Origin of the sequence: Roseicyclus marinus, assembly GCF_036322625.1 — a bacterium.
GTDB classification, from domain to species: Bacteria; Pseudomonadota; Alphaproteobacteria; order Rhodobacterales; family Rhodobacteraceae; genus Roseicyclus; species Roseicyclus marinus_A.
This window is the reverse complement of sequence record NZ_AP027266.1, coordinates 3143827-3163021: the sequence shown is the minus strand read 5'-3', so window position 1 is coordinate 3163021 and position 19195 is coordinate 3143827. Positions and strand designations below refer to the sequence as shown.

Below are 19195 nucleotides of genomic sequence, written 5' to 3'. Positions count from 1 at the left end.
TAGCGGCCATGACGCGCATTCCGACATCCGCCCTGATCCTCGGCCTGTCCGGCCTGATCCCGTTCCTTTACGGGGCGGTCACGGTGCTTTTGCCCGGCACGGCGGAATTGGGCCGGGCCTGGAGCGTCTATCACGCAGGCCCCGCGCTGTTGCAGATCTACGGGATCGTGATCCTGTGCTTCATGGCGGGCGTGATCTGGGGATTCGCCGCGCGGGCCGAGGGGCGGCAGGCGACGCTGTTCTACATCCTCTCCGTCCTGCCCGCGCTGTTCGTCTTTTTCACCGCCTTCGCACCGCCGCGCCAAAGCCTGTGGATGCTGATCCTCGCCTTCGTGGCGCTTCTGGCGATCGATGCCAGCGCCGCGCGGCAGGGTATAGCGCCTGCGTGGTGGATGCGGCTGCGCCTGATGCTGACCGGCGTCGTCGTGATCTGCCTTGCCATCGGGGCGCTGGCATGAGGGGGGCGCATGCCTGATCTGTTCGCCTATACGGATGGGGCCTGTTCCGGCAATCCCGGCCCGGGCGGCTGGGGTGCCCTGTTGCAGGCCAAGGAGGGCGAGAGCGTCCTCAAGGAACGCGAGCTGAACGGCGGCGAGGCCGATACCACGAACAACCGGATGGAGTTGCTCGCCGCCATCGCCGCGCTCGAGGCGCTGGAACGCCCCTCCGCCATCACCATCGTCACCGACAGCGCCTATGTGAAGAATGGCGTGACCGGCTGGATCCATGGCTGGAAGCGCAACGGCTGGAAAACCTCCACCAAAAAGCCCGTCAAGAACGAGGATCTCTGGCGCCGCCTGGACGAGGCGCAGGCGCGCCACCGGGTCACCTGGGAATGGGTCAAGGGCCATGCCGGCCACCCCGAGAACGAACGCGCCGACGAATTGGCGCGGGCGGGGATGAAGCCTTTCAAATGAGCATCCTGACCGCGCTCGATTACGCCTCGGTGCTGGTCTTCGCCCTGACCGGCGCGCTGGTCGCCTCGCGCGCGCAGCTCGACATCGTGGGCTTCGCCTTTCTCGCCAGCCTGACGGCGATGGGCGGCGGCACGGTGCGCGACCTGCTTCTGGACCGCAACCCGGTCTTCTGGATCGCCGATCCGACGCCCCTGGCCATCGCCTGCGCCGCCGCCGTCCTCGTCTTTTTCACCGCCCATCTCCTGGAAAGCCGGATGGCGGTCATCACCTGGCTCGATGCGCTGGCGCTTCCCATCGCCGTCGCAGCCGGGGTGCGGGCGGCGAGCGAAACGGGGCAAAGCGTGCCGATCATCCTGATCATGGGGATTGCCACGGGCTGTTTCGGCGGGCTCTTGCGCGACATCGTCGCCAACGAGGTGCCGCTCCTGATCCGCACCGGGAAACTCTATGTCACGGCTGCTTTCGCGGGGGCGGCGGCCTATCTCGTGTCGGGGATCTTCTGGCCATCCGACATGCTGTCGCTCGCCGCCTGCATCCTCGTCTGTTTCACGCTGCGCGCAGGATCGCTGCTCTTTGGCTGGCAGATGCCGGTCTACAAGCCGCGCCCGCCCCGCACCTGACAGGCTGCGGCTTCATCTTTCCAAAAATATGCAAGCCTTAACGGTGCCGCCCCGCACCGCTGCCCGGGGTCAGCGCCGCTTGCGGCCCTGCCGTTTGCGATTGGCATATTCCGTCGGGATCAGGATCAGCGCTGCCGCCGAGCCAAGGATCGCCGTCACCCCCGGCGAGCCGAGGCTGAAGCCAAAGAGCGCGCGCAGAAAGTAAAGAACCAGAACCGCACCAAAGGCGATCAGGACAGAGGGGATGATGCCGTTATGCGTCCAGCCCCATTTCTCGAAGAGAAAGGCCACGATACCGGCCAGCATGAGCGAGCCGAAAAACGAGAACAGGATCATGGCTCACCTCCCAACACCACACCGGGCGCGATGCGCGCGCCTCTCAAGAACGCCTCTGCCGTCATCCTGGGCTTGCCCTCGGGCTGAACCTCGGTGATCTCGACCGCGTCTGTCCCGCAGGCCACGGTGAGACCCGACAGCACCTGCCCCGGTTTGCCCGCCCCTCGCGCGGGACGGCTGCGCAGGATCTTGACCCGCTTGCCCCCGATCATGGTCCAGGCCCCCGGAAAGGGCGACAGCCCCCGGATCTGACGGTCTATGTGGGGTGCGTCCTGCGTCCAGTCCAGACGCGCCTCGGCCTTGTCGATCTTTTGCGCATAGGTGACGCCCGCGTCCGGTTGCGGCTGTGGGTCCAGATCGTCGAGCCGCGCCAAGGCATCGGTGATCGCCTCTGCCCCGAGCCTCGACAGCCGGTCGTGCAAGTCGCCCGCCGTCTCCTCTGCGCCGATGGGGATGGCGCGGCGCAACAGGACCGGGCCCGTGTCGAGGCCTGCCTCCATCTGCATGATGCAGACGCCCGTTTCCGCATCGCCCGCCATGATCGCCCGCTGGATCGGCGCGGCGCCGCGCCAGCGCGGCAACAAGCTGGCGTGGATGTTGAGGCAGCCGCGCCGGGGCGCATCGAGCACCGCTTGCGGCAGGATCAGGCCATAGGCGACGACCACCGCCACATCGGCCCCGAGCGCCGCGAATTCCGCCTGCGCCTCGGGGCTCCGCAAGCTTTTCGGGTGCCGGATGGGCACCCTCATCGCCTCGGCGCGGGCCTGAACCGGGCTCGGCCGTTCGGCCTGCCCCCGTCCGGCGGGGCGTGGCGGCTGGGTGTAGACGCAGGCGATGTCATGGCCTGCGGCCACCAGCGCGTCGAGCACCGGGACCGAGAAATCGGGCGTTCCCATGAAGACGATCCGCATCACCGCGCCCCTTTTCGTGCCCGTTTCAACAGCATGTCGCGTTTCATCTTCGACAGGCGGTCGAAATACATGCGGCCTGCCAGATGGTCGATCTGGTGCTGCACGCTCGTCGCCCAGAGGCCGGTGAAATCCTGGCGCACGCGGATGCCGTGATGATCGGTGAAGGCCACGCTCACGGTTGCGGGGCGCGTCACCCTGGCCCAGACGCCGGGCAGGTTGGGGCTGGCTTCCTCGTGGTCGTTCATCGCCTCGGATGCCGTGATGACCTCGGGGTTGGCCATGCGGATCGCGCGGCCGCGTTCCTCGCTGGCATCCACCACGGCAAGGCGCAGCATCACGCCGATCTGCGGCGCGGCAAGGCCCACGCCGGGCATCGCCTCCATCGTCTCGATCATGTCGTCCCAGGTCGCGCGGATATCGTCGGTGAGCGCGCCCACATCGGCGGCGGGCGTGGCGAGCCGCTTGTCGGGCCACATGACGAAGGGGCGGCGCTGGCCCGTCACGCCTTTTCCCGCGCGCGGTCCTTCTTCAGCTTGACCATCTTGCGGGTGATCAGCTGGCGCTTGAGCGGCTTGAGGTAATCGATGAAGAGAATGCCGTTCAGGTGGTCGATCTCGTGCTGGACGCAGGTGGCCCAAAGGCCGTCGAAATCCTCCTGCCGTTCCTTGCCGTCGCGGTCGATCCAGCGCACCGTCACCTCGGCGGGGCGTTCGACATCGGCATATTGGTCGGGGATCGACAGGCAGCCTTCCTCGTAGACGTTCAGCGCGTCGGATTCCGCCACGATCTCGGGGTTGAACATCGCGATGGGGCGCGGGGCCTCTCCCTCGCCCTTGACGCAATCCAGAACGATGACGCGGGCGTCCACGCCGATCTGCGGCGCGGCAAGGCCGATGCCGGGCGCGGCATACATGGTTTCGAGCATGTCATCGGCAAGCTGGCGCAGATCGTCCGACAGGTCGGGGATGGCGGGCGCCACCTTTTTCAGCCTTGGGTCGGGATGGATCAGGATCGGGCGTTTCATGGCCGTTCATTTAGGCCAAGCGCGCCCGCCCCGCAATAAGCGCGGTCCAGGGTCGTCACACCCAAGGCGGGCAGGGCTTGCGCCTGCCGCCTCAGGCGGTAGCGTGGCGCGGTTCGCAACCCAGACGGAGCCAAACCCCAATGTCCTTTGACGAGATCATCGACCGCCGTGGCAGCCATTGCGTGAAATGGGACATGATGGAGACGCTCTATGGTGTCTCGCCGCAGGACGGGATCTCGATGTGGGTGGCCGACATGGAATTCCGCCCGCCCGCCTGCGTGCAGGATGCGCTTCAGGCGATGCTCGATCACGGGATCTACGGCTATTTCGGCGATGACAGCGCCTACAAGGGCGCGATCATTTGGTGGATGCAGAACCGGCATGGCTGGACGGTCGAGCCGGAGTGGATCTTTTCGACCCATGGCCTGGTGAACGGGACGGCGATGTGTCTTGACGCCTTCACGAAAGAGGGCGACGGGATCGTGCTGTTCACGCCGATCTATCACGCTTTCGCCAAGGTCATCCGCGCCTCGAACCGCGACCTGGTGCAATGCGAAATGCCCATCGTCGAGGGGCAATACGTGCTCGATTTCGACGCCTGGGATGCGCAGATGCAGGGGCATGAAAAGATGCTGATCCTGTGTTCGCCGCACAATCCCGGCGGGCGGGTCTGGACAAGGCAAGAGCTTGAATCCGTGGCGGAATTTGCCAAGCGGCATGATTTGTTGATCGTGTCGGACGAGATCCATGCCGACCTTTTGATGCCCGGTCTGGCGCATGTTCCCATGGCGCGGATCGAGGGGATCGCGGATCGGCTGATCATGATGACGGCGGGGACCAAGACCTTCAACATCGCGGGCGCGCATGTGGGCAACGTGATCATCGCGGACGAGGGCCTGCGGGCGCGGTTCGGGGCGCGGATGCTGGCCTTGGGCCTGTCGCCCAATTCCTTTGGCCTGCACATGATCACGGCGGCCTATTCGCCCGAGGGGGCGGCATGGGTCGATGATCTTTGTGCCTATCTAGCTGAAAACGCGCGGGTTTTCGATGCGGGGATCAATGCCATTCCGGGGCTGAGGTCGATGCCCCTGCAATCCACCTACCTGGCTTGGGTCGATTTTTCCGGCACCGGCATGACGCGGGAGGAATTCACCGCGCGGGTGGAGCAGGAGGCGAAGATCGCCACGAACCACGGGCCGACATTCGGCAAGGGTGGAGACAGTTTCCTGCGCTTCAACATCGCGGCGCCGCGCAGCGTGGTGGAGGATGCGGTGGCGCGGATGCAGCGGGCGTTCGGGGACCTGCAATAGCCCGGACAGGGTTAGCGGAATGTTGACGAGGCGGGGCGAAGGTTAAGGAAGTCCTGACGAAACCGGGCAGATGTTGACGGGATGTTGACGTTGCCAAGGGGGTGTTGGGGGTTTGGTAACCATCGGTTGTAGCCAGGGGGTGGTGCGCCTGAAGGCGACCCTACGGAATTGGACGGAGGGTGGGGGGCATTACGCCGCAGCGCGGCGCTTGCATGCTGCGGCGCAATATCATATCGATCGGCGCAGCATAAACGAAACTTCCTTGCGCAAGGTGCCTGATCATGAGCTTCCGTCTGCAACCGCCGCCCGTCGCCCGCCCGAACCGCTGCCAGCTCTTCGGGCCCGGCTCGCGCCCGGCGATCTTCGAGAAGATGGCGGCGAGCGCGGCTGATGTGATCAACCTCGACCTCGAGGATTCCGTCGCACCCGATGACAAGGCGGAGGCGCGCAAGAACGTGATCGCGGCCATCGGCGACGTGGATTGGGGCAAGAAGACGCTGAGCGTGCGGATCAACGGGCTCGACAGCCCCTATTGGTACCGCGACGTTGTCGATCTGATGGAACAGGCGAGCGAGCGGCTGGACCAGATCATGATCCCCAAGGTCGGCTGCGCCGCCGATATCTACGCGGTGGATGCGCTGGTCAGTTCGATCGAGGCGGCGACGGGCCGCAAGAAGCGGATCGCCTTCGAGGTCATCATCGAAAGCGCCGCGGGCATCAGCCATGTCGAGGAGATCGCGGCGGCGAGCCCCCGCTTGCAAGCGATGAGCCTTGGCGCGGCCGATTTCGCGGCTTCGATGGGGATGCAGACGACCGGCATCGGCGGCACGCAGGACAATTATTACATGCATCGCGCGGGCCAGAATTACTGGTCCGATCCGTGGCATTGGGCGCAGGCCGCCATTGTCGCAGCCTGCCGCACCCATGGTGTGCTGCCGGTCGACGGACCCTTTGGCGATTTCTCGGATGACGAGGGGTTCCTGGCGCAGGCGCGGCGGTCGGCCACGCTGGGCATGGTGGGCAAATGGGCGATCCATCCCAAGCAGGTGGCGCTGTCCAATTCGGTCTTCACCCCGTCGGAGGCGGCTGTGACGGAAGCGCGCGAGATCCTGGCGGCGATGGAAGAGGCCAAGGCGAGCGGGCAGGGGGCAACCGTCTACAAGGGGCGGCTTGTCGATATCGCCTCGATCAAGCAGGCCGAGGTGATCGTGAAACAGGCCGAGATGATCGCGGCGGGCTGATCCGCCCGTCTTTCGCGGCGGCGTTAGCGTCGCCTTAAACCTTTCGCGCGAGACTGGTCCCGTGATGATCAACGGGGGCCTTCGATGCGGTTCGATCCTGGTCTGGCGCTGGGTTGCCTGGGCGCGGTTGCGCTTATGGCGATTTTGATCGTGGAGATGCCCACGGTTCCTGTCGCGCTTGCCGGGGCCGATTTCGGCTGGCCTGGCCTTGTCGGGTGTCTGGCCGTTGCGCTTGTCATGCGCTGGCAGATCGGCGGCATCGGGCGGATCCCTGATGCGGTGCGTCTGGGGTTGGCGGAGGGCGTTGGCTGGGTCGGGGCGCGGATCGCAAGGGCCGATGGCAGGCGCGGCTTGTGCGCCCGTCCGGCGCTGGCCCGGGCTGATGTCGGGACGCCTTGCATCGGCGGCGCCGCCCCCCGCGCCGCTGGCGGGGTGGAGGCTGATCTGCCGCGCGCCCCTGCTTTCATCGTCTGCCCGGTCGCAGTGTCGCGGCTGGCCCGTTTGCGGGAGGGGGCAGGCCCGGTCCCCGCCTGTCGGGCTTGGTTGCAATGGGCGCGCGGCAAGGTCATATAGGCGCCCAGAGCGACCATATGGGGCGGCCGGATGACCACCTATCTCGACTTCGAGAAACCGCTTGCCGAGATCGAGGGCAAGGCCGAGGAATTGCGCGCGCTGGCACGGCGCAACGCGGAAATGGACGTGGAGGCCGAGGCCGCCGCGCTGGACCGCAAGGCCGCCGACATGCTGCGCGATCTTTACAAGGACCTGTCGCCCTGGCGGAAATGCCAGGTCGCGCGCCACCCTGACCGGCCGCATTGCCGCGATTACATCAAGGCGCTGTTCACCGAATACACGCCGCTGGCCGGTGACCGGAATTTCGCCGATGACCATGCGGTGATGGGCGGGCTGGCGCGGTTCCGCGATACGCCCGTGATGGTGATCGGCCACGAGAAGGGCCATGACACCAAGACGCGGATCGAGCGCAATTTCGGCATGGCGCGGCCCGAGGGCTATCGCAAGGCCGTGCGCCTGATGGAGATGGCCGACCGGTTCGGCCTGCCCGTCGTGACGCTGGTCGACACGCCCGGCGCCTATCCCGGCAAGGGAGCGGAGGAGCGCGGCCAATCCGAGGCAATCGCGCGGTCGACCGAGGCCTGCCTGACCATCGGTGTGCCGCTTGTGTCGGTCATCATCGGCGAGGGCGGATCGGGGGGGGCCGTGGCCTTTGCCACCGCGGATCGGCTCGCGATGCTGGAACATTCGGTCTATTCGGTGATCTCGCCCGAGGGCTGCGCCTCGATCCTGTGGAAGGATGCGGAGAAGATGCGCGAGGCGGCCGAGGCGCTGAGGCTGACCGCGCAGGATCTGCTGAAGCTCGGTGTCTGCGACCGGGTGATCCCCGAGCCCATGGGCGGTGCGCAGCGCGACCCCGGCGCGAGCCTGTCCGCCGTGGGCGATGCCATCGCGGCGATGCTGGGCGAGATCGGCACGCCGGGGCGTGCGGCGCTGGTCAAGGCGCGGCGGCGCAAATACCTGGATATGGGGTCCAAGGGTCTGGCTGCGTGATCGCCCGCCGCGCGGTGATCGCGGCGGCGGCTTGTCTCTTGGCGCGACCTGTTGCGGGGCAAGGGATATTCGTGATGGCCGATGCGTGGATCCCGGCGGATGCTGTCGACTGGCGCTACCTGGGCGACAGCGTGATGGGCGGCGTGTCGCGCGGGCAGGCGCGGCTGGAGGGAACTGTGCTGCGGCTGAGCGGCACTGTCTCGACCGAGAATCGCGGCGGGTTCATCCAGGCGCGCACAGAGCTGCCGGAGGGGTTGCCGGAGGCGGCGAGGGGTCTGCGCCTGCGGGTGCGGGGCAATGGCGAGCGCTATTTCATCCATCTGCGCACGACCCGCACCGCCCTGCCGTGGCAGTATCATCAACAGGGGTTCGAGACCGGGCCGGATTGGGCCGATGTCACCCTGCCGCTTGCGGGTTTCGCGCCCTCGGGGCGGATGATGGCGGGGGGGCTGCGACCTGCAGAGGTGCGGTCGCTGGGGCTGGTCGCCTATGGGCGCGACCATGAGGCGGATGTGTCGTTGGCGGGGTTCGGCGTTTTCTGATCCCCGGTTTCGCCGCGCCTTGCGCGTCGACCGGGGCGAGGGGGCGCTGCCCCCTCGCGCTCCCCCGCGAAGGGGGCTGTCTGCCCCCTTCGATCCCCCGAGAGTTTTTCGGCCAAGATGAAGCTCAGAGCGCGGCGAAGAACGGGGTGAGGCGTGTGGTTTCCTCCGCGAGACCGAAGGGCGGGTTCACCACGAAGAGCCCCGAGCCGGTCATGCCGTGGCCGGGGCGGGCCGGGGGGAAGCGGACCTCGTGCGAGAGCGCTTCGGGGAAGGTTGCGCGCAGGCTGCGGACCATGGGGAGTTGCAGGCCGGAAGTGAGGATCGGATACCAGAGCATGATCACGCCCACGTTCCATTTGCGGTGCAGTTTGGCGACCAGGTCGGGGATGCGGTCGTAATCGGTTTTCACCTCGTAGCTGGGGTCGATCAGCAAGAAGCCCCGGCGCGGGTCGGGCGGGGTGCGCGAGAGGACCATGGCGGCGCCGTCTTCCTGGACGACCTGGGTGTAGCGGTCGGGCAGGGCGGCGCGGAGGGCGGCGTTTTCGGCCGGGTGCAATTCGGCGAGCGTCATGCTGTCGAAGGGGCGGAGGAGGGCCGCGGCGATGAGGGGGGAGCCGGGATAGGCGGTGTCGCCATGGGTCTGCCGGATCTGGGCCAGCGCCCGGGCATAGGGGTGATCGGGGACAAACCACGGGGCGGCGCGCGCGATGCCCTGCGCCGCCTCGCCGGTTTTCAGCGCCTCGGCGCTGTCGAGATGATAGAGGCCCCGGCCCGCATGGGTTTCGAAATAGGAGAGCGGCTTGTCCTTTTGCACCATGCGGTCGAGGGCAATGGCCAGCGCCGCGTGCTTGTGCACATCGGCGAGGTTTCCGGCGTGATAGGCGTGTTGGTAGGAGAGCATCTTACCACATCCGTTTCGGGGCTTCGTCCGGGTAGGTCCGGTCATAGGGGTCTGCGTCGAAGGCCGGGTCCTGTTCGGCGATGAACTGGCCCGCCGTGGGCAGGCCCGCGCTGTCGTCGCGCGACCAGAGGCCCGCGCGCATCACCGCCTTGGCGCATTGGAAATAGACCTCGGTCGCGGTGAGGACGATCACCACCCTGGGGTGTTTGCCGCGCTGTTCGAAGGTTGTCGTCACCTCGGGGTCGGCGGTCAGGACGGCCTGTCCGTTGACGCGGACCACGGTCGTGGAGCCGGGCACAAGGAAGAGGAGCGACACCCGCCCGTCGCGCAGGATGTTGCGCAGGGTATCGAGGCGGTTGTTGCCGCGCCAATCGGGCAGGAGGAGGGTCTTGTCATCCGCGATGCGCACCACCGGGCCGTCATCGCCGCGGGGGCTGGCATCGGTGCCATCCGGGCCGACGCTCGACAGGATGCAGAAGCGGGAGGTTTCGATCCAGCGCCGGTAGAGCGGCGTCAGGCGATCCGTGACCTTTGTGAGCGAGGCGGGCACGGGCGCGTCGTAGAGCGCGTCGAGGGCTGCGATATCCTCAAGGATGCGCATGGAAGCCCGCCTCTGCCATCAGCCGGTCGGAGGCGGTTTCCACCTCGGTCTCGAGCCGGGACATGAAGCTGTCGCGGTCGAGGCCCGGCGGGATCTGTGGCAGGAACTCGACCACGGCCAGGCCCGGTTTGCGCAAGATGCCGTGGCGCGGCCAGAAGACGCCGACATTGGTGGCCACCGGCACGCAGGGCTGGCCCAGTTGTTCGTAGAGGGCGAAGGTGCCCACCTTGTAGGGGGCCTTGACGCCGGGCGCGACGCGGGTGCCCTGCGAATAGATGATCAGCTGGCCGCCCTGTTGCTTGCCGGATTTCACATCGGCCAGCATCTTGGCGATGGCGGCCCCGCGTTTGCCCCGGTTGACCGGCACGGAGCCGATGCGGAGCGCGTATTGGCCCAGAAGGGGGGCGAACATCAGCTCGCGCTTCATGATGAATTTGCCGCGCGGGACGGCGTTGTAGATCATCATGATGTCGAGAAAGCTCTGGTGCTTGGCGGCGATCATCACCTCGCCCGTGGGGGGGGTGCCGCGCACCTCGGTCCGGAGGCCCGTCATCCAGCCCAAGGTCCGGAACACCCAGCGGCTATAGGCATGGCAGGCCGCATGCGCGCCGGCGGGCGAGATCAGCGCCCAGGGGAAGAACAGGAGCGCGAAGACCAGCATCGCGACATACATCTGCCCGATGAAGAGCAGCGATCGAAGCCATTGGATCATCTCAGACCTCCCAGCGTGCGGAACGCGGCGATGCGCGTCGCCCAGAACGCGGTGAACCCCGCCAGAAGCGGGATGAGAAGCGGCAGGAGCCAGCCCGCGCCGCGAAAGCCCAGCCCGGTGAGAAAGGCGCCTTCCTCGGCGGCGCGCGGCAGGAGGGCCACGGCGATCATGCCCAGGAGCGCGCCCACGGCCGCGCCCGTGACCGCATGGCGGGTGAAGCGGCGGACGAAGGCGCGGGCGATATAGGCATCGCGCGCGCCCACAAGGCGCATGACGCGGATCACCTGGCTGTTGGAGGCGAGCGCGGCCTGGGCGGCCAGCGTGATCATCGCCGCCGTGGAGGCAAGGATCAGCCCCATCGACAGCCAGCCCAGAAAGCGCAGGCGATCGGCCGCCTCGACCAGCGGACGACGCCAGCGGGTGTGGTCGTCGAGCACGGCGCCCGGCGCCTCGGCGGCCAGTCTTTGGCGCAGGCCGGTGGAATCGTAGCCTTCGGGGGTTTCGATGATCTCGATCAGGCGCGGGACGGGCAGGTCGGCGATGGGCAGATCGGGGCCGAACCAGGGTTCGAGCAGCGCGCGCTGTTCGTCATCGGACAGGGCGCGGGCGCTGTCGACGCCGGGGGTCTGTTCGAGCACGCTCAGGACGGCCCATGTCTGCACGTCGATCTCGGCGGCGGGGGCGGAGAGGCGGATGGTGGAGCTTTGGGCCAGCGCCTCGGACCAGCGGTCGGCCAGACGCCCGGAGGCGAGCGAGAGGGCCATTGCGAAGACGGCGAGAAAGGCCATCGCGCCGGCGACGGCCAGTGTGAGGCGGGTCGCCTGGCCGGTGCGGGGCACGACGCGGTCGGCCTGCGTTTCCCCGCGCAACAGGTCCAGAAGGTAGAGCGACAGGTTCACAGGTCGGCCCCCGCAGCATTGATGCGACCGCCCGCAAGCCGCAGCACGCGGGCCTGGACCTGTGCCTTGGCGGCGCGGATCAGCGCCATGTCATGGGTGGCGATCAGCACGGTTTTGCCCATCTTGTTCAATTCGCACAACAATTGCAGCAGGCGCAGCGACATGTCCCAATCCACGTTGCCCGTGGGTTCATCGGCAAGGATCAGGTCGGGGTCCATGATGATGGCGCGGGCAAGCGCGGCGCGTTGGCGTTCGCCGCCGGACAATTCGGGGGGGCGCGCATGGGCGCGGGCCGACAGGCCCACCCAGGCGATCAGCTCGTCGAGATTGGCATCCTGCGCCGGGCCGTCGCGCCCCGAGACCGTCAGCGGCAGGGCGATGTTGTCGCGGATCGGCAAATGGTCGAGGAATTCGCAATCCTGATGCACCACGCCGATCCGTTCGCGCATCTGGGCGATCCGGTCGCGGTCGAGCGCGCCTGCATCCTGCCCGAAGATCGCGACCGCGCCCGAGGTGGCCACCAATTCGCCGTAGCACAGTTTGAGAAACGTGGTCTTGCCCGCGCCGGACGGGCCGGTCAGGAAATGGAACGACCCCGGTGCCAACCGGAGGCTGACGGCGGACAGGATCGGGTCGCGTCCGTAGCCGAAGGCTGCGTCCTGCATCTGGATCACGGATGGTACCTCTTCAAGCAACCCGACGCCCTGTCTTGCAACGGATGGGGCGCGGTTGCAATCGGGCCGGTTGAAACCCTTGGAAAGGCCCGAGGCGATTGCTACAACATCTGTGATGAATGCATGGTGGCTTGCCCGTATCTTGGGCTGATCGTGCCGGTTTCTGAGGATGTGACGGTGAACGGATGCGGCTGACCTGTCCCAATTGCAGCGCCCGCTACGAGGTCGCCGACAGCATGATCCCGCCCGAGGGGCGGGATGTGCAATGTTCCAATTGCTCGACCACGTGGTTTCAACCGGGCCGCCGGGTGGAGCCGCCCCCCGTCGCATCGGGGGAGGGGGCAAAGGCCGCCACGGTGCAGCCGCGCAGGCCGCCGGGTGCGGGTGCGCCGCCCCCTGCGCCTTCGGTCGATGCCGCCGCGCCACAAGCGCCGGCGGGCGGGCCGGAGCCGGAGGGGACAGCCGAAGCCGCGCCCGAGTGCGCGCCCGAGGCCGAGGTTGCGCCGGGGATCGAGGCCGGGGCAAATGCGCCGCGCCGCCGGAGCCTTGACCCCGAGTTGCGCAGCATCCTGGAAGCGGAGGCCGAGCGCGAGGCGCGTTTGCGCCGGGCCGAGGCGGACCCGGTGGAAACCCAGTCCGAGATGTCGCTGGAGGAAGGCCCCGAGGATGCGTCGCGCGCAAAACAGCGTGCCGAGCTCGATGCCGCCCCCGATGCGTTCGACATGTCGCCCGCCGTGGCGGGGGCTTCGGCGCCCGTTTCGGCGCGCGACCTGTTCCCGGATATCGAAGAGATCAATTCGACCCTGCGCGATACCGGCGACCGGTCCCGCCATGATGCCGATGCCAGCGATGTCGATACGCTGGACACGCTGCCGCGCCGTCGGCGGGGGACGCGGATCGGGTTCTTGCTGGTCCTGGCCATCGCGGCGGGGGGTGTGGCGGCCTATGTGAATGCCGACAGCTTGGTGGCGACCCTGCCCCAGCTTGCCCCTGCGATGGAGGCCTATGTCGCGGCGGTGGATGGCGCGCGGTTCTGGCTGGACGATCTTGCGCGGGGGCTGGCCGCGGACGGTCCGGGCGGCTGATCCCGGGTCAGAACTGGTCGAGCAGGCGGCGCAGGTAATCGCGTTCGAGTTCGGGGCGTTCCTGTTCGGCGGAGCGGCGGCGCAATTCATCGAGCAATTCGCGCGAGCGGCGGAAGGCTTCTTCGCGGTCGGCCATCGCCTCGTCCGAGCCGAAAGCACCGGAATTGCCGGCCTGACGGCCAAGCGGGTCCTGGAGCGGGCGGTCGGGGGCCATGTTGCCATCGGCCAGGCCCTGGCCCGGGTCCTCGCCGGCCTGGTCCTGCGCCAGCGCGCGGCCCAGTTCGGTCATCCCTTCGCGCAGCGCCTCCAACGCTTCGGATTGGGCGTCGAGCGCGCCGGCCAGATCGTCCTGTTCGAGCAGGCCCTCGGCCTCTTCCATGGCGCGGGCGGCGTCATCGAGACGGCGCAACGCCTCATCGCCCGCTTCGGTGCCCGAGCCGGGAAGGCCGCCCTGCTGCTGTTCGAGCATCCGGCGCAACGCCTCTTGCCGCTCGGCGAGCGTCATGCCCTCGCCGTTTTCGCCGCCCTGTCCTGTGCCCGGCTCCTGCTGGGTGCCGGGTTGCTGGCCGTTTTCCGCCTGCCCCTCGGGGGTTTCCTGACCGGGCTGGCCCTGTCCCTGAGGCTGGCCCTGCTGCGGGCGGCCCGGGTTCAGGCGGTCCTGCAATTCGCGGAAGGCGTCGTCCGACAGCTGCTGCTGGTCGCGCAGCGTGTCCTGCAGCCCTTCCATCGCCTGTTCGCCGGGGGTGCGGGGGCCGTCGCCGCCCTCGCCGCCCTGGACCATTTCCATGTTCTCGAGCATCTGCTGGAGGGCGTTCAGCATCTCTTGGGCTTCGGCCATGCGGCCTTCCTGCATCAATTCCTCGATGCGGCGCATCATCTCTTCGAGGTCGGACATGGACATTTCCATGCGCTCGCCGCCGTCGTCGGGGCGGTCTTCGCCGGGTTGGGCGTTTTCGGCGAGCTGCTGCATGTAATCGTCCATCGCCTGCCGCAACTCGTCCATCAGCTGGGCGATTTCCTCGTCGCTGGCACCCTGGCGCATCGCCTCGGACAGGCGTTCCTGCGCCTGCCGGAGGCGTTCGAGCGCGTCGTCGAGATCGCCCACCTCCAGCTCCATCGCGGCGTTCCACAGGATTTCGGCCACCTGGTCGCGGGTGTCGGTGGAGATCATGTCAGGCGCGGCTTCGAGGCGGCGGATCGCGCTGCGCAATTGCAGGTAGACGCCCTGATCCAGCCCCGGTTCGGGCGATTGCGTCAGCGCGCGCAGGATCTGGGCGGCGCGGGGGGCGTTTTCGCGCGACCACAACAGATCGCGCCGCATCTCGATCACGGCATTGGCGAGAGGGTCGAAAAACCGCCGCCCCGGCAGGCGCGGCACGTCATGGGCGATGGTGCCGATCTGGCCCGCCGCATCGGTGACGGTCAGGGTCATCGTGACGGGCAGGTTGGCGAACGGGTGCTGGGACAGATCCTCGAGCACGACCTCGGTGAATTCGCTGCGGCTGCCGCGGAAGGGCATGGGCAGGTCGAGCACCAGCGCCTCGCGCGGTTCGGGTTCGACGCCGAGGCCAAACCGCCTGTCGGCGGCAGAGGCATCAAGCCGGATCGTCGCGGTGCCGGAGGTGACGCCGTAATCATCGGTCGCGGTGAAGCTGAATTGCATCTGGCCGGGCGGCTCGCCCTCCACCTCGCCGTCAAGTGCCACGGCGGGGGCCTGATCGGGGAGGACGGAGATGGACCAGCTGCGCCCCATCGGGCCGTTCACGGTGAAATCGCCCGAGCGTTCGACGGTCACGGATTGCGCGTAGCTATCGGCGGCATCGCTGGGCAGGGGGCCGACATCGGTGGTGATCGAAACGCTGCCCTCTTCGCCATAGCTGCGGAAGGTGATGCGCGAGCCCACGGGCGTTTCGAAACCCTCGGCAAAGATCTCGTTCAGATAGAGGGAGGGCAGACCGGTATAGACGGGGGGTTCCACCCAGCCTTCCCAGCTGGGGCCCGAGGCGATGGCAGGGCCGGTGCCGAAGCTGACCGCCTCGCCCATCTCGCCCACGCGGTCCATTGTCCCGAACAAAAGCGCCATGGCCAGCGCGGTGGCGGCGACATAGCGCAGGGCAAAGGGGTCCTGCCGCGACAGGCGCAGGTCGGGTTCGGGCGCGCGGGCGGTCGCGGCGCGGTCGGCCATGCGGCGCAGATGCGCGGCCCAGACCGATTGCGTGGCCGGGTCGCCGGCGCCCATGGCGGGGTGGTCCAGGAGGGCGGATAGCGGGCGGCCGGGCAGGGTGCGGTCGAGCCTGTCCATCGCTTCGGCGCGGCTCGGCATGCGAAAGCGCATCACTGCGCGCGCGATCAGCAGGGCCAAGATGAGACCGACAAGACCCAGCCCCGCCCAAAGCGTGGTCTGGCCCATCCGCCCCGCGATCCCGAAGGCAAAGGCCGCGACGGTCACGAACATCACCGACCAGACCGGCCAGAAGGCGCGCGTGACGCGTTCGGCCACCATCCCCGCCCGCGTCAGACGCAGGGGCCAGATCAGGCGCGACAGCACCTTTTCGGTGGCTTGGGGTTCGGTCATGATCCCTTTCGCGGGCGCGGGATGCGCCCCCACGGGCTTACACCCATGAGGGAACTGTATCCCGGTTTATGATCTCGTCAAATGTGGGCCGCGCGCGAATGACGGCCATGTGATCGTCTTTCACCAGAACCTCGGGGATCAGGGGGCGCGTGTTGTATTCGCTGGCCATGACCGCGCCATAGGCCCCCGCGCTGCGAAAGGCGACCAGATCGCCGGGGGATACGGGCGGCATCTGCCGCTGCTTGGCGAAGGTGTCGCCGGTCTCGCAGACGGGGCCGACCACGTCATAGGGGCGCTGGTCCTGCCCCGGCGCGGGTTCGACGACGGGCACGATATCGTGCCAAGCGCCATACATCGCGGGCCGCACCAGATCGTTCATCGCGGCATCGAGGATCAGAAAATCGCGCCCTTCCCCCTCTTTCACGTAGATGACGGAGGAGACGAGCAGCCCGGCATTGCCCGAGATCAGCCGGCCCGGTTCGATTTCGACCTCGACATCCAGGTCCTGGAACACATCGCGGATGAGCGCGCCGTATTCGGTGGGCAGGGGCGGTGCGCTGTTGTTGCGCTCGTAGGGGATGCCAAGGCCCCCGCCCAGATCGAGGCGGCGGATGTCATGCCCTTCGGCCCGGAGGTGCAGGGTCAGGTCGCGGACCTTTTCATAGGCCAGCCGGAAGGGTTCCAGATCGGTCAGCTGGCTGCCGATATGGACATCGATGCCCACGACCTCGATCCCCGGCAGTTTTGCGGCCATGGCATAGACGGCGGGCGCCTTGGCGATCGGGATGCCGAACTTGTTCTCGGATTTGCCGGTGGCGATTTTCTCATGCGTCTTGGCATCGACATCGGGGTTGACCCGGACCGTGATGGGGGCGGTGACGCCAAGGGCGCTTGCAACCTCGGACAGGGCCAGCAATTCGGGTTCGCTTTCGACGTTGAATTGCCGGATGCCGCCCGTCAGCGCCATGTGCATTTCGTCCCGCGTCTTGCCGACGCCGGAAAAGACGATCCGCTCGCCCGGAACGCCCGCCGCCTTGGCGCGCAGGTATTCGCCGCCCGAGACCACGTCCATGCCCGCGCCCAGACCCGCCAGATGGGCGATCACGGCCTGGTTGGAATTCGACTTCATTGCGAAGCAGACAAGGTGGTCGAGGCCCGCCAGCGCCTCTTCGAAGAGGCGGTAGTGGCGCGTCAGGGTCGCGCAGGAATAGACGTAGAAGGGTGTGCCGACCTGCTCTGCGATCTGCGGCAGGGGCACGTCCTCGGCATGGAGGATGCCGTTGCGGTAAAGAAAATGGTCCATTGCACGCGCCCCTTGGCCGGTTCCGCGCGGCAGGTAGCACGGGCCGCGCCGCGATCAAAGAGGCGTGGCGCGCCGCGCGCAGGCCCGCTAGGCTCCGCGCCGGGAAACAGGGGAGATGGCACATGGCCAAGACCGTCATCATCGAAGAACCGGGCGGACCGGACGCCTACAAGATCGTGGACCGCGAGGTGGGCGCGCCCGGACCGGGCGAGATCCGCATCCGTCACCATGCCTGCGGGCTGAATTTCATCGATGTCTACCAGCGCACGGGGCTGTACCCGCTGCAATTCCCCCATGCGATGGGGATGGAGGGCGCGGGCGTCGTCGAAGCCGTGGGCGAGGGTGTGACGCATCTGAAGGTGGGGGATCGGGCCGCCTATGCCTCGGCCCCGCCCGGTGCCTATTGCGAGGCCCGCGTGATGAAGGCCGCGCAGGTCTGCCCGCTGCCCGACGCCATTTCCTTCGAGGAAGGGGCGGCGATGATGCTCAAGGGCATGACGGTGGTCTACCTGTTCCATCGCACCACGCCGCTGGCCAAGGGCGATACGGTCCTGTTCCATGCGGCGGCGGGGGGTGTGGGCCTGATTGCCTGCCAATGGGCGAAATCCATGGGCATCCGGCTGATCGGCACGGCGGGTTCGCCCGAGAAATGCCAGCTGGCGCTCGATCACGGGGCGGATGCCTGCATCAACTACCGCGATGCGGATTGGGTGGCGCAGGTGCGCGACCTGACGGGCGGCAAGGGTGTGGATGTGGTGATGGATGCCGTGGGCAAGGATACGTTCGAGGGGTCGCTGGATTGTCTGAGGCCCCTGGGGATGATGATTTCCTTTGGCAATGCCTCGGGCCCGGTGCCGCCCTTCAACCTAGCCACGCTCGGGGCCAAGGGGTCGCTCAAGATCACGAGGCCGACCTTGTTCACGCATATCGCGGAGCATGACACCTGCCAGGCGATGGCGCGGCAGCTGTTCGACAAGGTCGCGTCGGGGGAGGTGAAGATCACGATCGAGCAGCGCTATCCCTTGGCCGACGTGGCCGAGGCGCATCGCGCGCTCGAAGGGCGCAAGACGACGGGGCAGACGGTCCTGATCCCGTGACGGGGTGGTCTGACCCGTAGGGTGGGCAATCTGCCCACCTTGAGGTTCGGGCATTTACAGGGTGGGCAGATTGCCCACCCTCACCCCTCGCGCCGCGCCTTGAGGAACAGCGCAAGCGGCAGGCCGCAGCTCACCCCGATCCCGAAGGTCGCAGGGATGACGAGCAGGAACCACCGGTCGCCGCGCACCACCTCGACCAGGGCCCAGAGCGTCAGCGCGACGGCGGCGATGGTCAGGTCATAGACGAGCGCGCTGGTGGCGTCGTTCACCCACCAGGCGTCGATCATCGGCCCGAGCGCCCAGCCATGTTCGGAAAACCACGCGTAGAAATACGTCCAGGGCAGGATCGCGCCGACGATGACGAGGATGAGATAGACGTAGCGCATGATGGATCTCCGCAGCGGCTGTGCCTTGTGACCTACCTAGGTCATGCGCCGCCGCGCTGCCACATCTTCCGCTCGGGCAACCGCGGTCAGAGATAGCCTTCGTCGGTCAGCGACATGATATCGGCCGTGGTGCCATCGCGGTAGGCGATGCAGCGCCAGCGGGCCTGCGTCGGGCCGACGCCGATGATCACCTCGGTGCCCGCTTCGGAGAAGCTGGAGCCGAGCACCACGGCCTCGGGGTTGGCGGTCACGGCGCGCACATCCCTGAGGCAGGCCGCGCGCCCCGCCTCTTCAGGGGCGTTGCCAGCAGGGGCCGCGGGCATCCGGGCCGGGCCTGGGGTTTCGACGCAGCCTGCCAGCATCGCCAGCGCCGCCGCCGTGGCGGTGAGGTTCAAAAGCTTCGACATTCCGGCACTCCTTTGTCCAGGGTCGGCGAATGCGAAAGCATCACGCGCATATGGATATCGCGTTTTGCACGATCCCGTCCGGGATCGC

General features: G+C 67.5%; 23 protein-coding genes. 10 read left to right on the top strand and 13 right to left on the bottom strand.

The window, feature by feature from the left end:
* Positions 1–8: 8 nt before the first annotated feature.
* From AABA51_RS15320 to AABA51_RS15310, 3 genes are read left to right on the top strand one after another with little or no spacing between them, the layout of a single operon-like run.
* A complete protein-coding gene (locus AABA51_RS15320; protein WP_338272944.1) occupies positions 9–458 on the top strand; it encodes a DUF3429 domain-containing protein in 450 nt (149 codons plus the stop codon).
* Between the two features lie 9 nt (positions 459–467).
* Positions 468–917: a ribonuclease HI gene (gene rnhA / locus AABA51_RS15315; RefSeq protein WP_338272942.1), complete on the top strand. Its 450-nt coding sequence runs from the start codon at positions 468–470 to the stop codon at positions 915–917.
* A complete protein-coding gene (locus AABA51_RS15310; protein ID WP_338272940.1) occupies positions 914–1537 on the top strand; it encodes a trimeric intracellular cation channel family protein in 624 nt (207 codons plus the stop codon). Before rnhA ends, AABA51_RS15310 begins: the two co-directional genes overlap by 4 nt.
* Positions 1538–1606: 69 nt before the next feature.
* Here the strand turns inward: AABA51_RS15310 and AABA51_RS15305 are convergent, their stop codons facing one another.
* Genes AABA51_RS15305 through def (AABA51_RS15290) form a run of 4 tightly spaced genes read right to left on the bottom strand, consistent with a single transcriptional unit; the run spans position 1607 to position 3808 of the window.
* Positions 1607–1873, bottom strand: coding sequence for a hypothetical protein (locus AABA51_RS15305; protein WP_338272938.1), 267 nt, complete (start codon positions 1871–1873; stop codon positions 1607–1609).
* The gene (fmt, locus tag AABA51_RS15300) at positions 1870–2784 is read right to left on the bottom strand and encodes a methionyl-tRNA formyltransferase (RefSeq protein WP_338272936.1); all 915 of its coding nucleotides are present in this window, start codon (positions 2782–2784) and stop codon (positions 1870–1872) included. Before fmt ends, AABA51_RS15305 begins: the two co-directional genes overlap by 4 nt.
* Positions 2784–3260 (bottom strand): peptide deformylase, encoded by a 477-nt coding sequence (gene def, locus AABA51_RS15295; RefSeq protein WP_338276634.1) that lies wholly within the window; start codon positions 3258–3260, stop codon positions 2784–2786. Before def (AABA51_RS15295) ends, fmt begins: the two co-directional genes overlap by 1 nt.
* Positions 3261–3283: 23 nt before the next feature.
* The gene (gene def / locus AABA51_RS15290) at positions 3284–3808 is read right to left on the bottom strand and encodes a peptide deformylase (protein ID WP_338272934.1); all 525 of its coding nucleotides are present in this window, start codon (positions 3806–3808) and stop codon (positions 3284–3286) included.
* A 140-nt stretch (positions 3809–3948) separates the two neighbouring features.
* On the opposite strand from def (AABA51_RS15290), the gene AABA51_RS15285 reads away from it, so the two are divergent.
* From AABA51_RS15285 to AABA51_RS15265, 5 genes are all read left to right on the top strand, one after another.
* Complete coding sequence (locus tag AABA51_RS15285) at positions 3949–5118, top strand: MalY/PatB family protein (protein ID WP_338272932.1); 1170 nt, start codon at positions 3949–3951, stop codon at positions 5116–5118.
* Positions 5119–5399: 281 nt separating this feature from the next.
* Positions 5400–6359 (top strand): L-malyl-CoA/beta-methylmalyl-CoA lyase, encoded by a 960-nt coding sequence (locus AABA51_RS15280; RefSeq protein WP_338272930.1) that lies wholly within the window; start codon positions 5400–5402, stop codon positions 6357–6359.
* A gap of 84 nt (positions 6360–6443) precedes the next feature.
* Entirely contained in the window at positions 6444–6932 is a 489-nt protein-coding gene (locus AABA51_RS15275; RefSeq protein ID WP_338272928.1) for a hypothetical protein, read from the top strand.
* A gap of 30 nt (positions 6933–6962) precedes the next feature.
* Positions 6963–7925, top strand: coding sequence for an acetyl-CoA carboxylase carboxyltransferase subunit alpha (locus tag AABA51_RS15270; RefSeq protein ID WP_338272926.1), 963 nt, complete (start codon positions 6963–6965; stop codon positions 7923–7925).
* Positions 7922–8467: a CIA30 family protein gene (locus AABA51_RS15265; RefSeq protein ID WP_338272924.1), complete on the top strand. Its 546-nt coding sequence runs from the start codon at positions 7922–7924 to the stop codon at positions 8465–8467. The genes AABA51_RS15270 and AABA51_RS15265 overlap by 4 nt, the downstream gene beginning before the upstream one ends.
* 124 nt (positions 8468–8591) lie before the next feature.
* Here AABA51_RS15265 and AABA51_RS15260 read toward each other — a convergent pair whose 3' ends face one another.
* The 5 genes from AABA51_RS15260 to AABA51_RS15240 are packed head-to-tail and all read right to left on the bottom strand — an operon-like array spanning position 8592 to position 12245.
* On the bottom strand, positions 8592–9368 hold the full coding sequence (locus AABA51_RS15260; protein WP_338272921.1) for a 23S rRNA (adenine(2030)-N(6))-methyltransferase RlmJ: 777 nt from the start codon (positions 9366–9368) through the stop codon (positions 8592–8594).
* A gap of 1 nt (position 9369) precedes the next feature.
* Positions 9370–9969: a pyridoxamine 5'-phosphate oxidase family protein gene (locus tag AABA51_RS15255; RefSeq protein WP_338272920.1), complete on the bottom strand. Its 600-nt coding sequence runs from the start codon at positions 9967–9969 to the stop codon at positions 9370–9372.
* Positions 9956–10681: a lysophospholipid acyltransferase family protein gene (locus tag AABA51_RS15250; protein WP_338272918.1), complete on the bottom strand. Its 726-nt coding sequence runs from the start codon at positions 10679–10681 to the stop codon at positions 9956–9958. The genes AABA51_RS15255 and AABA51_RS15250 overlap by 14 nt, the downstream gene beginning before the upstream one ends.
* The gene (locus AABA51_RS15245; protein WP_338272917.1) at positions 10678–11580 is read right to left on the bottom strand and encodes a cell division protein FtsX; all 903 of its coding nucleotides are present in this window, start codon (positions 11578–11580) and stop codon (positions 10678–10680) included. The genes AABA51_RS15250 and AABA51_RS15245 overlap by 4 nt, the downstream gene beginning before the upstream one ends.
* The gene (locus AABA51_RS15240) at positions 11577–12245 is read right to left on the bottom strand and encodes a cell division ATP-binding protein FtsE (protein ID WP_338272915.1); all 669 of its coding nucleotides are present in this window, start codon (positions 12243–12245) and stop codon (positions 11577–11579) included. Before AABA51_RS15240 ends, AABA51_RS15245 begins: the two co-directional genes overlap by 4 nt.
* A gap of 194 nt (positions 12246–12439) precedes the next feature.
* On the opposite strand from AABA51_RS15240, the gene AABA51_RS15235 reads away from it, so the two are divergent.
* Positions 12440–13339 (top strand): zinc-ribbon domain-containing protein, encoded by a 900-nt coding sequence (locus tag AABA51_RS15235; protein ID WP_338272914.1) that lies wholly within the window; start codon positions 12440–12442, stop codon positions 13337–13339.
* A 7-nt stretch (positions 13340–13346) separates the two neighbouring features.
* Here AABA51_RS15235 and AABA51_RS15230 read toward each other — a convergent pair whose 3' ends face one another.
* Complete coding sequence (locus AABA51_RS15230; protein ID WP_338272913.1) at positions 13347–15914, bottom strand: TIGR02302 family protein; 2568 nt, start codon at positions 15912–15914, stop codon at positions 13347–13349.
* A 37-nt stretch (positions 15915–15951) separates the two neighbouring features.
* Complete coding sequence (gene lysA / locus AABA51_RS15225; protein WP_338272911.1) at positions 15952–17217, bottom strand: diaminopimelate decarboxylase; 1266 nt, start codon at positions 17215–17217, stop codon at positions 15952–15954.
* Positions 17218–17339: 122 nt separating this feature from the next.
* On the opposite strand from lysA, the gene AABA51_RS15220 reads away from it, so the two are divergent.
* A complete protein-coding gene (locus tag AABA51_RS15220; RefSeq protein WP_338272910.1) occupies positions 17340–18314 on the top strand; it encodes a quinone oxidoreductase family protein in 975 nt (324 codons plus the stop codon).
* 80 nt (positions 18315–18394) lie between these two features.
* Here AABA51_RS15220 and AABA51_RS15215 read toward each other — a convergent pair whose 3' ends face one another.
* Entirely contained in the window at positions 18395–18700 is a 306-nt protein-coding gene (locus AABA51_RS15215) for a DUF2834 domain-containing protein (RefSeq protein WP_338272909.1), read from the bottom strand.
* A gap of 86 nt (positions 18701–18786) precedes the next feature.
* Positions 18787–19107 carry a hypothetical protein gene (locus AABA51_RS15210; RefSeq protein ID WP_338272907.1) on the bottom strand — a complete coding sequence of 107 codons (321 nt, stop codon included), beginning with the start codon at positions 19105–19107 and terminating at the stop codon, positions 18787–18789.
* Between the last annotated feature and the right edge of the window lie 88 nt (positions 19108–19195).

What these genes read in the sequence shown, in the direction of transcription:
- AABA51_RS15320 (WP_338272944.1), top strand. Translation starts at nt 9, where the DNA reads ATGACGCGCATTCCGACATCCGCCCTGATCCTCGGCCTGTCCGGCCTG.
- rnhA (WP_338272942.1), top strand. Translation starts at nt 468, where the DNA reads ATGCCTGATCTGTTCGCCTATACGGATGGGGCCTGTTCCGGCAATCCC.
- AABA51_RS15310 (WP_338272940.1), top strand. Translation starts at nt 914, where the DNA reads ATGAGCATCCTGACCGCGCTCGATTACGCCTCGGTGCTGGTCTTCGCC.
- AABA51_RS15305 (WP_338272938.1), bottom strand. Translation starts at nt 1,873, where the DNA reads ATGATCCTGTTCTCGTTTTTCGGCTCGCTCATGCTGGCCGGTATCGTG.
- fmt (WP_338272936.1), bottom strand. Translation starts at nt 2,784, where the DNA reads ATGCGGATCGTCTTCATGGGAACGCCCGATTTCTCGGTCCCGGTGCTC.
- def (WP_338276634.1), bottom strand. Translation starts at nt 3,260, where the DNA reads ATGTGGCCCGACAAGCGGCTCGCCACGCCCGCCGCCGATGTGGGCGCG.
- def (WP_338272934.1), bottom strand. Translation starts at nt 3,808, where the DNA reads ATGAAACGCCCGATCCTGATCCATCCCGACCCAAGGCTGAAAAAGGTG.
- AABA51_RS15285 (WP_338272932.1), top strand. Translation starts at nt 3,949, where the DNA reads ATGTCCTTTGACGAGATCATCGACCGCCGTGGCAGCCATTGCGTGAAA.
- AABA51_RS15280 (WP_338272930.1), top strand. Translation starts at nt 5,400, where the DNA reads ATGAGCTTCCGTCTGCAACCGCCGCCCGTCGCCCGCCCGAACCGCTGC.
- AABA51_RS15275 (WP_338272928.1), top strand. Translation starts at nt 6,444, where the DNA reads ATGCGGTTCGATCCTGGTCTGGCGCTGGGTTGCCTGGGCGCGGTTGCG.
- AABA51_RS15270 (WP_338272926.1), top strand. Translation starts at nt 6,963, where the DNA reads ATGACCACCTATCTCGACTTCGAGAAACCGCTTGCCGAGATCGAGGGC.
- AABA51_RS15260 (WP_338272921.1), bottom strand. Translation starts at nt 9,368, where the DNA reads ATGCTCTCCTACCAACACGCCTATCACGCCGGAAACCTCGCCGATGTG.
- AABA51_RS15255 (WP_338272920.1), bottom strand. Translation starts at nt 9,969, where the DNA reads ATGCGCATCCTTGAGGATATCGCAGCCCTCGACGCGCTCTACGACGCG.
- AABA51_RS15250 (WP_338272918.1), bottom strand. Translation starts at nt 10,681, where the DNA reads ATGATCCAATGGCTTCGATCGCTGCTCTTCATCGGGCAGATGTATGTC.
- AABA51_RS15240 (WP_338272915.1), bottom strand. Translation starts at nt 12,245, where the DNA reads ATGCAGGACGCAGCCTTCGGCTACGGACGCGACCCGATCCTGTCCGCC.
- AABA51_RS15235 (WP_338272914.1), top strand. Translation starts at nt 12,440, where the DNA reads ATGCGGCTGACCTGTCCCAATTGCAGCGCCCGCTACGAGGTCGCCGAC.
- AABA51_RS15230 (WP_338272913.1), bottom strand. Translation starts at nt 15,914, where the DNA reads ATGACCGAACCCCAAGCCACCGAAAAGGTGCTGTCGCGCCTGATCTGG.
- lysA (WP_338272911.1), bottom strand. Translation starts at nt 17,217, where the DNA reads ATGGACCATTTTCTTTACCGCAACGGCATCCTCCATGCCGAGGACGTG.
- AABA51_RS15220 (WP_338272910.1), top strand. Translation starts at nt 17,340, where the DNA reads ATGGCCAAGACCGTCATCATCGAAGAACCGGGCGGACCGGACGCCTAC.
- AABA51_RS15215 (WP_338272909.1), bottom strand. Translation starts at nt 18,700, where the DNA reads ATGCGCTACGTCTATCTCATCCTCGTCATCGTCGGCGCGATCCTGCCC.
- AABA51_RS15210 (WP_338272907.1), bottom strand. Translation starts at nt 19,107, where the DNA reads ATGTCGAAGCTTTTGAACCTCACCGCCACGGCGGCGGCGCTGGCGATG.